This window comes from Pseudoalteromonas sp. TB64, assembly GCF_000498095.1.
GTDB lineage: Bacteria > Pseudomonadota > Gammaproteobacteria > Enterobacterales > Alteromonadaceae > Pseudoalteromonas.
Genome location: NZ_AUTQ01000233.1, coordinates 1 through 9,556, shown reverse-complemented (window position 1 = coordinate 9,556; position 9,556 = coordinate 1). Strand labels below are relative to the sequence as shown.

Genomic DNA, 9,556 nt, shown 5'->3' with positions numbered 1-9,556 from the left:
TAGGGGCTGTTGATCTTTGTAGTATATATATTAATCAGCCCACATTGGTAGCCACATCATAGTAAATGCTAAAGCGAGCATGGAATGATAATTCCGTTCAAGCTTTTCATACCTTGTAGCTATCCCTCTATATTGTTTGATCCGACCAAAGGCATTCTCAACTAAGTGCCTATATTTGTACATGCACCAGTCAATATCTTCATTACCCACTAAACTGTTATCCTTGCGTGGAATAACGGGTGTAGCGCTATTATCACGAATAAACTCTCTTAGTTTTTCACTATCGTAGCCTTTATCTGCGACAACCACATTACTCGTTGGGCAATTGTCTACAAGTGACTCTGCATGGACGATATCATGCGTATTTCCACAGGATAATTCATAATAAACAGGCAATCCTCCGCTATCTACTGCAAGATGAATTTTAGTCGAATTGCCACCTCGACTCTTACCGATTGATTCATTGCCAGCGGTTCTTGCACCGCAACTATGCTGGTGAGCCCTGACAATACTGCCATCAATAAAGATCCAATCCATATCAGCATAGTGGGATAACACACGAAATAATTCATTCAAAATATCTTTTTTGGACCATAAATTAAATCGTCTATAGATAGCACTCCACGAGCCGAAATAAGACGGTAAATCTCGCCAAGGAATACCGGTACGCATCTTATAGAGTATGCCTTCGAGCGTTTTTCTATGCTCAGGCTTATTATAAATTCGACCACTTAAGTGCATTACTTTTGATAAGACATTCCATGTCGCGTCTGTTAACATTAATCTTGGCATGAGGGTTCGGTGTAACGTTTTTTAGCGAATTCAATTATACCTTATCCTCATGCTGTTTGTTTTTTATACCGCAAAGATCAACACGCCCTAGTGCTTTACTATTTTTTAGTAAATAGGTTATTTGATTTAACGTGCCAAATCCATGCGCTTTTAAATAATTTAATATCAAAAATTGTCCGTATTCGCTATCAGTTGGGATTGCAGTGTTTATATTGCTTGGTAATACGTGCGATGTTAGGTCGTACACTTTATGAAAGTTTTTACGCTCAGTAATCATTAAATCACCCTGCATAAACAAAACTTCTAACGCTTGCTTCGTAGGTTTTGCTCCCCAGCCATTACTTTTAATATTTTGCGATGCAAAGTCTTTAGCCATTAATGGGCCTTCGCTCTTTATTCGGGCAATAACATGGTTCATCATTTTTTCATCTTTTTTAAACCAATGTGTTTGCTCGCCATTTTTTAATGCCGCTTTGCGTGGGAGGGTAAATCGGTAGTTTTGCATGGGTAAATAGGCCGCCGCATGCGACCAGTATTCAAACACCTCCTTATTTGCTACAAGATGGTCTAAATGATCGATGTTGTAATCTGCGTGTCGACTAAAAAGAGTATGATGATGAGCACGCTGTACAACAGAAATAGTATCTATTTGCACATAGCCAACGTTATTAAACACCGCTAATGTTTTAGCTAATGCAGTACCAGCTTTGGGGGTTTTTGAAAGCAAGCCTTGGGAAAGTAACGCAAGCTTTTTAGCGTGGGATAAGGAGAGTGATTTCATCGGTATTTTATTAATAACATAAGCAAAAAAACAAAATACCATATAAACAAGGTGAATATGATAACCTTTTTATCAAAGGCTGACTTTTAAGTAAACGAGCTAAAAACAGTAATGTAAACATGAAAATGGTGTTATGGGCTTAAATTTGAGTGTTGGCTGCTAACTAATTAATGGCAAATTAAAACGAGGCTCCAGCTGTTTTAAAAGGACGAAAAATGGAAAGGTTAACAAAAGAGCAGATTCAATTTTTACCGATGTACGACGGTTTAAGTCTAGATAATATAATTGTAGTAACGCAAGCGTCAGATGCGATAAGCGCGATAGAAGAGCTAAAAAAGCATGCAGTTTTAGGGTTTGATACAGAAAGTAAGCCTTGTTTTAAAAAGGGTGAAGTAAGTGATGGACCTCACCTAATTCAATTATCTACAAAAACAAAAGCGTTTTTATTTCCGACTAAATTTTTTGAAAACTTTACTGAAATTGAAAGTATATTGTCTGATCTAACAATCAAAAAAGTGGGCTTTGGACTAAAAGAAGACAAAAAACTTATTTTTAGAAAATTTGGAATTAGCTTAGAAAACACAGTTGAATTATCCTCTAAAGTTATGCACTTTGCGCAGGTAACACAGCGCGTTGGTGCTAGAGCTGCTGTTGCGATGTTTTTTAATCAGCGTTTATCTAAAGGTGCACAGCGTTCAAACTGGTCTGTTTTTCCTTTAAAAGATCACCAAAAAATGTACGCCGCAAATGACGCTCACTCAGCATTACTAATCGAACTTGAAATAGAAAAACACAACAGTAATTAGGTAGCGGCTTTAGTATAAGGCATGTGCCATATGACCTTTAAAGTAATCAAAGGCTATATGGCACGAACTATATTTATAGCTTTAATTTTATAGGTCTGGGTTATATTTGCTTTTAATTTCATCCACGGTCATTCTTTTAGCTACGCTTTTAAAGCTCAGTGGTGAATTATTACAGTTAAATTCTAATGTAAAATCAGCTTCCATTTCATAAAGGCTATCTAGCGCAATTAATGGCTCACTAATAAACCATTTTTGTGACTCTATAGTAACCACGTCGGAGAATGATTTTTGAAATTTACGAACTCCCAGTTTTTTTGTTTCAATAGTCATTGGTTCATTAGACGCATTGATAAAATAAACCTCTGACACCCAATCACCAATACCATTCTCATAAAGCGTTTGTAAATCATCAGAAAATGGTCCGTCGTGCTTAAAACCCTTAGGTACTCTTTCAGGACCTAACGTAATAACAAGTCTGGTTATTAATCCAAATTCAGGATTAAAATCTTCAAATTCATAATACGTACTATATTGTACATCTTCAGGTTCGTTAGATTTAGAGTCGAGATTTTTATTCATTAGGTTACCAACTTTATAAAAAGTATTTTTAAATATAAATAGCGTGTGCTACATAATTGGGTAAAACATATCAAAATCAAAGGCGCTCAACAACATTAGTTTAATGCAATAAAATGCGGTGCAGAGAAGCGATTTTCATAATTTTATATTAAGCTTATACCCACGCCCTAGTTATAAATAAGGCGCGGTTTGGCTTATTTTTGATTGAGCTACGTGTTCGGGTTTGCCTTGCGCTACTATTAAGCCGCCTTCATTGCCCGCACCAGGTCCTATGTCAATAATCCAATCACTATTACTGGCTACTTGCATATCGTGCTCAACCATAATAACCGTGTTGCCGGCATCAACGAGTCCATTTAATTGCACCATTAACATAGCCACATCTTTAGGGTGCAGGCCGGTCGTTGGCTCATCTAAAATATAGAGGGTATCGCCGCGTTGTGTGCGCTGTAACTCAGTGGCAAGTTTAATGCGCTGCGCTTCACCGCCCGAGAGTTCTGTAGCTGGTTGCCCCAAACGTAAGTAACCAAGGCCCACTTGAAGCAGTGCATTTAGCGCGCGTAAAATAGCAGGTTCATCGGCAAAAAATGTATGCGCCGACTCAACTGTTAAATTAAGTACATCGGCAATGGTTTTATCTTTGTAAGTAACTTCGAGTGTTTTTTCGTTATAGCGCTTGGCGCTACACACTGGGCAAGGCGAATACACACTGGGTAAAAATAAAAGCTCTACGCTTACAAAACCAACGCCTTCGCAGTTTTCGCAACGACCTTTTTTTACGTTAAACGAAAAGCGACCTGCATCGTACTTACGTGCTTTTGCCTCGCTTGTGTTGGCAAACAGTTTTCGTACATGATCGAATAACCCTGTGTAAGTCGCTAGATTAGAGCGGGGAGTACGGCCAATGGCTTTTTGATCAACCGTAATAAGGCGCTTTATATGCTCAATGCCTTGAGTAATTTTCCCTTCGGTTGTTATATCGAGCTCTTGGTCGAGCAGTTCGGCTTCATCTGTTGGTACTTGTGGCTGCGATTTTTGCCCAAGTGCATCGTATACCAGCTCAACTAAAGCTTGGCTTACTAAACTCGATTTACCAGAGCCAGACACGCCCGTAACGCTTGTAATAACGCCTAGCGGAAATTCTACATCGAGTTTTTGTAAATTATTTCGCTCAATACCGGCAAGCTTTAACCATGCTTTGGCGCTGCGTTGTGTTTTATTACTTTGGCTTAAAAGCTTTTCATCATTTTTAAAAAGGTATTGGCTAGTATGCGAACTGGTCACTTTTTGCAAACCTTCAACAGGGCCGCTATAAACAATATTACCGCCATGCGTACCAGCATTTGGACCTACATCAACCATCCAATCGGCATGTTTAATAACGCTAACATCGTGCTCAACTACAAATACAGAATTGCCAGCCGCTATTAGCTCATCGAGTGCTTTTAGTAATGCTTGTGTGTCGCCAGGGTGTAAACCAGCCGAAGGTTCATCTAATACATAAACCACACCAAATAATTTAGAGCGAATTTGTGTAGCAAGTCGTAATCGTTGTAGCTCCCCAGGTGAGAGCGTTGGTGTTGTACGCTCAAGCGACAAGTACCCTAAACCAAGCATGGTTAGTGCTTCAATACGAGTGAGAATGTCTTTGGTAATACGCTTTGTAACAATGGCTTGCTCTGGATTTTTTGTATTTTTATTTACTTTAGCATTAGCCGTTTTACTTAGTTTGCTGGCGAGTTCGTTTAATGTAAGTTGAGATAGCTCGCCAATATCAAGCCCCGCAAATTTAACACTTAGCGACGCTTGTTTTAATTTTTTACCTTGGCAGGTAGGGCACTGCGATATTTGCATAAATTGCGATACGCGCTTTTTTGTACGCGGGCTTTGTGTGGTAGCAAAAGACTGTAAAACAAAGCGTTTAGCGCTTGAAAACGTTCCCATGTAGCTTGGATCTTCGTTATTTTTTATCGCATTTAGGGTTTGCTCATAGGTGTAATCAGGGTATACAGGCACCGTTGGGGTTTCGTCGGTAAATAAAATCCAATCGCGTGCTTTTTTAGAAAGCTTATTCCAAGGCGTATCTATGTCGTAGCCAAGGGAAGTAAGAATACGGCTTAAATTTTTACCTTGCCATGCTGGTGGCCACGCGGCTATAGCGCGCTGGCGAATAGTTTTTGTATCATCTGGCACGAGTAGTTTTTCGGTTACTTGAAATACACGGCCTATTCCTGAGCACTCTGGGCACGCACCTTGTGGCGTATTAGGGGAAAACGCATCGGCATATAATATACCCTGCTCAGCAGGGTATTTGCCAGCACGAGAGTAAAGCATACGTAGCGCGTTAGAAATAGTTGTTATGCTACCAACGGATGAGCGAACCGACGGTGCGCCGCGTTGCTGTTGTAATGCAACGGCAGGCGGTAGTCCCTCAATAGAATCAACATCGGGCTCATCAACTTGATCTATTAACCTACGGGCGTAAGGCGATACTGAATCAAGATAACGGTGCTGCGACTCAGCAAACAGCGTTCCAAAAGCAAGCGACGATTTTCCTGAGCCCGATATTCCCGTAAAAACAACCAATGCGTTACGCGGTAAATCAACGTCTACATTTTTTAAATTGTGAACGCGCGCCCCTTTTACTTGAATGCCGTTACTAGGGTTTGATAAATCCATTGTTGAGTTTTTATGTGTGGTTGCCATGCGTTTATACTCCTATTTAATCGCGCTTTTACTTTAAGTTTGCTTTTAATTATTTACTCTTATCACTCGTTATTGCCTTAAAAATAGCGCAAACACACTGAATGAGCGCTTAGTCTGTAGCGGTACAGCTAGAGTGCGGGATAAAGTTGCGATAATTGTTTGTTTACATAATAGGTATGGAATGCGAATATTATTTACACAGTTATTGTTATGTAATTTATTAGGTAATTTATTAGGTATTTTACTAGGTAATAAAAAGGAACTATCAGTGAATAAAGCCTTAATAATCATTTTGTTGGTGCTTTCGTGGTCAACCCAAGCAGACACAACCAAAGCGCTAAATATTGACCGTGCAGTACCAAATAGCATGCACTTATCGTTTGCAAACGATAACAATATAACCCCTAAAAAAGGGGGTTTTAAAGTCGTTAATTATGTATTAATGAGCAATGAAGAGGGCGAACGCTGGGCTGTTATAACGCTTACTAACTTATCGTCAGGCAATCGCGAATTAGGCGAGGAACATTTACTTGCACTTTTTGCTGACGGCAGCNCGATTCATGCCAATGGAGTTTAAACTCGGTTTTAAAGGCAACGAAACACAATCGGTTACTGTATCGTTTGCCGATTATAAATTCCCTATTTTAAGTATTTATTCGAGTAACGATTTGTAACCAAAACAGAAATAGCTAGGCTTTTGCAGTATGCCTCAGGCAGGTCAGTTAGGTATAAATACAGTTGCTTTAAAGGTGTATTTTATATTTTTATTATAAAAAACACCTATTTTATACTTATCGTTCTGTTTATTTTTAAACACATTTCATTTTCCAAATCCTCAATTTTATTTTTATTTACGTGTAATTTACTCGGGTTGTATTGTCAGTGCATCGCTTCAGCGTATTAGGGTAGTCAACAGGTGTAACAGATTTGTAAACTGTTAACAGGTGATAAACTAAGTTGTTTTACTCACCGCTGACAACCCACACAAATTGAAAGGTGATACACGTGCAAAAAATAAACACAATAACTCTGGCAATAGCGCTCGCTTGCTCGTTGCCCAGTATTGCTCAAGAGTCTTTAACAGATCAAAGTGATAACACAGCACTTAAAAATAACGACACCGCGCTGGAAGTAATTTCGGTAACGGCCACTAAACGTAAAACAAGGCTAATGGAAACACCTGTCGCTATTACGGCGTTAACGTCAGCGCAGTTAAAACAAAGTGGTGTTAATAATATAAGAGATATAGCTAACCTGGTTCCAGGGCTTGATATATCAACCGCAACAGACCAATCAGCACCGGTTATATCTATGCGAGGTGTGCGCTCTACTAATATTACCGAGCTGGGCGATCCTGCTGTTGGTGTGCATTTAGATGGTATTTATTCGCCAAGAATGCAGGGCGCGTTAGCGTTAATGTACGATATTGACCGTGTAGAAGCACTGCGTGGTCCGCAAGGAACATTGTTTGGCCGAAACTCAACCGTTGGCAGCATTAATGTTATTTCGGCAAAGCCTGATTTTACCGATGATTACGGCAGTGTAACGCTAGAAGCCGGTAAATATAATTCACGTAGTGCGGAGGGTTTTTATAACTTTTCGATCAGTGATGATTTTGCTGTACGTGTTGCGGCTAAAGGCTTAAAGCGTGATTCTTATTTAGAGGGCTATTATGACCCTAATCAGTACGACACTCGCCGATTAAGCGATGATGTACTTAATGCTGACGTTATATCGCAAGATTCATATCAAAATATAGGTAGCACACTTACTCAACGAGAAAACTGGTGGATAGATGCAGCTGGTACCGACCCAGAATCGCAGCAAGTGCGCGCATTAACAAAAGCAGATGAATCAGATTTTTATAATAGTGCTAACGAGTATTCTTTTAGAGTTAGTACGCTATGGTCGCCTTTAGATGGTAATTTTTCTAACCATACGGTATTTCAAAAATACGTTAACGACAGCGATAATAATGTAGATTTAGTTAACTGCGATAAGTTACGAGGTCGTCCTGCTGAGCTGGGTGGCGACTGTTCAAACTTTTTACCGTCAGACAACACTTACCAAGCTGTAGTAAATGTACCTGGTGAGCTTAAGTTAGATATAACGTATATACGTAATACACTTAACTACGCCCTAACCGACGACCTTGATTTAGTGTGGCTGGTGGGCTTTGAAGATATGGAGCGTTCTTCTGCGCAAGATAGCGAAGCAGGTTTAGATGTGTGGGATGGCGCTACTTACTTTTTAGATGGTACTGGCGCTAAATCTTATTCTACCGAACTGCAATTGCAATCATCGGATATGTCTGATCTTACGTGGATTGTAGGCGTTAACTATTTTCACGAAAAAACAACAACGCTTGGTTATTATGATAATCCAATGGACGATAAAGTATTTTGGGATCAGCCAGATAGATCGACCGATGCGTTCGCATTTTTTGCTCAAGCCACGTATAAAATAACCCCAAAACTGCACGCTACATTAGGCTACCGTTTTAGTGACGAAACAAAAGAAGATAAAGGTGGTCGCTCTTATCGTTGTTCAAATGCAGATGACTGCGCGCCAGGCTGGTTTAACCGTACAGATTTAAATAACTTGCCGGCAGATTACTTTGAAGATCCTGCTATTTATGCATCATTTTTTGAAAATGACAACAAAGGCAGTTGGACCCATCACGATTTTAGAGTGGGTTTAGATTACGACCTAAGCGCCGACACAATGCTTTATACCTATTTAGCAAGTGGTTTTAAAGCTGGCGGTATTGGCGATGTGTTTGAAGTAGTAAACGACAGAACATCTGAAGTTAACCGATTTGAAACCCAGTTCGATCCAGAAGAAGTATTAACATGGGAAATTGGCGCTAAGTCGAGCTTTTTAGATAACTCATTAAACTTGCAAGCTGCATTTTTCTATACCGATTATACCGACATGCAATATGCATCTGTTGGTTCTATTGGTAATGTTGAGCGCCTTTCGGCAATTGAAGGTGACGATGGCAGACCTGTTTTAGATGGCTCGGGTAATCCGGTATTAGATTATATAAATCAGCCTGTTATTGCGTACTACACGCAAAATGTGCCTGGTTCAACAATTAAAGGGATTGAACTTGAGTTTGATTGGAAGCCATACCCAAGCGGCCGTATTACGGGTTATGTAACCTGGACCGAGGCTAAAGTAACAGACGACTGGTTTACTAAATGGGATTACGACTCAGAGTATTTATTTGATATTTCTTATGAAGACTCACTAGACCCTGAAAACCCATTACTACAAACCAATTTAAAAGGTAATAACTTGGCGATGACGCCTAAATTTACCGCCAATTTAAGCTACACCCATAGTGTTGATTTAGGTGAATACGGGTTTGTACATGGCTGGTTTAATGTAAGTTGGAAAGACAAATCATACTCAACAGTGTGGAATGTTGATAAGCACTTAGATGATATGGAATTTTCTGTATCTGACGAAGCAACTCGTTACATAGATGACTCGCGCGATAGCTTTGCAATCTTTAATGCTTCTTTAAAATATGAGCCGCAAAGCCAAAAATGGTTTGCAGAAGCATTTATAAATAATGCCAGCGACGAAACAGTACAACACTGGAATAATACCTCTAAAGGGTTTGCTAAAGGCAGTTTTGGTATGCCTAGGTATTACGGTGCAAGAGTTGGCTTTAACTTTTAAAAAGCATTAATAAAAACACACCGTGTTTATGGTAAATAATTTTAGCGTGAGCTTTATCAGCAATATAAATCAAGTTATTAAAGATTAAGTAATAAAAATTTAAGGATTCTTACATGCTTACTACTAAGCGTCGTTTTTTGCAGCATGCACCTGCGGCTTTGCTAAGTGCTTTTACTTTAAGCTTTAGCGTAATGGCAACCGA

General features: G+C 39.5%; 6 protein-coding genes and 1 pseudogene. 3 read left to right on the top strand and 4 right to left on the bottom strand.

The annotated features are described in order from the left end of the window. Positions 1–30: 30 nt before the first annotated feature. Together L647_RS0119740 and L647_RS0119735 are read right to left on the bottom strand one after the other, a co-directional pair. Positions 31–792, bottom strand: coding sequence for an IS5 family transposase (locus tag L647_RS0119740; RefSeq protein ID WP_024611512.1), 762 nt, complete (start codon positions 790–792; stop codon positions 31–33). A 34-nt stretch (positions 793–826) separates the two neighbouring features. After that, positions 827–1,573: a crosslink repair DNA glycosylase YcaQ family protein gene (locus L647_RS0119735; protein WP_029880554.1), complete on the bottom strand. Its 747-nt coding sequence runs from the start codon at positions 1,571–1,573 to the stop codon at positions 827–829. A gap of 215 nt (positions 1,574–1,788) precedes the next feature. On the opposite strand from L647_RS0119735, the gene L647_RS0119730 reads away from it, so the two are divergent. After that, on the top strand, positions 1,789–2,379 hold the full coding sequence (locus L647_RS0119730; RefSeq protein ID WP_024612556.1) for a 3'-5' exonuclease: 591 nt from the start codon (positions 1,789–1,791) through the stop codon (positions 2,377–2,379). A gap of 87 nt (positions 2,380–2,466) precedes the next feature. On the opposite strand, the gene L647_RS0119725 is transcribed toward L647_RS0119730, so the two are convergent. Further along, the gene (locus tag L647_RS0119725) at positions 2,467–2,958 is read right to left on the bottom strand and encodes a hypothetical protein (protein ID WP_024612555.1); all 492 of its coding nucleotides are present in this window, start codon (positions 2,956–2,958) and stop codon (positions 2,467–2,469) included. A 171-nt stretch (positions 2,959–3,129) separates the two neighbouring features. After that, the gene (gene uvrA / locus L647_RS0119720) at positions 3,130–5,664 is read right to left on the bottom strand and encodes an excinuclease ABC subunit UvrA (RefSeq protein WP_024612554.1); all 2,535 of its coding nucleotides are present in this window, start codon (positions 5,662–5,664) and stop codon (positions 3,130–3,132) included. Between the two features lie 268 nt (positions 5,665–5,932). On the opposite strand from uvrA, the pseudogene L647_RS01000000124670 reads away from it, so the two are divergent. Together L647_RS01000000124670 and L647_RS0119710 are read left to right on the top strand one after the other, a co-directional pair. After that, positions 5,933–6,338 (top strand): annotated as a pseudogene (locus L647_RS01000000124670) (hypothetical protein). A gap of 331 nt (positions 6,339–6,669) precedes the next feature. Next, positions 6,670–9,354 carry a TonB-dependent receptor gene (locus L647_RS0119710; RefSeq protein ID WP_024612553.1) on the top strand — a complete coding sequence of 895 codons (2,685 nt, stop codon included), beginning with the start codon at positions 6,670–6,672 and terminating at the stop codon, positions 9,352–9,354. The last annotated feature ends 202 nt before the right edge of the window (positions 9,355–9,556 follow it).

What these genes read in the sequence shown, in the direction of transcription:
- L647_RS0119740 (WP_024611512.1), bottom strand. Translation starts at nt 792, where the DNA reads ATGCCAAGATTAATGTTAACAGACGCGACATGGAATGTCTTATCAAAA.
- L647_RS0119735 (WP_029880554.1), bottom strand. Translation starts at nt 1,573, where the DNA reads ATGAAATCACTCTCCTTATCCCACGCTAAAAAGCTTGCGTTACTTTCC.
- L647_RS0119725 (WP_024612555.1), bottom strand. Translation starts at nt 2,958, where the DNA reads ATGAATAAAAATCTCGACTCTAAATCTAACGAACCTGAAGATGTACAA.
- uvrA (WP_024612554.1), bottom strand. Translation starts at nt 5,664, where the DNA reads ATGGCAACCACACATAAAAACTCAACAATGGATTTATCAAACCCTAGT.
- L647_RS0119730 (WP_024612556.1), top strand. Translation starts at nt 1,789, where the DNA reads ATGGAAAGGTTAACAAAAGAGCAGATTCAATTTTTACCGATGTACGAC.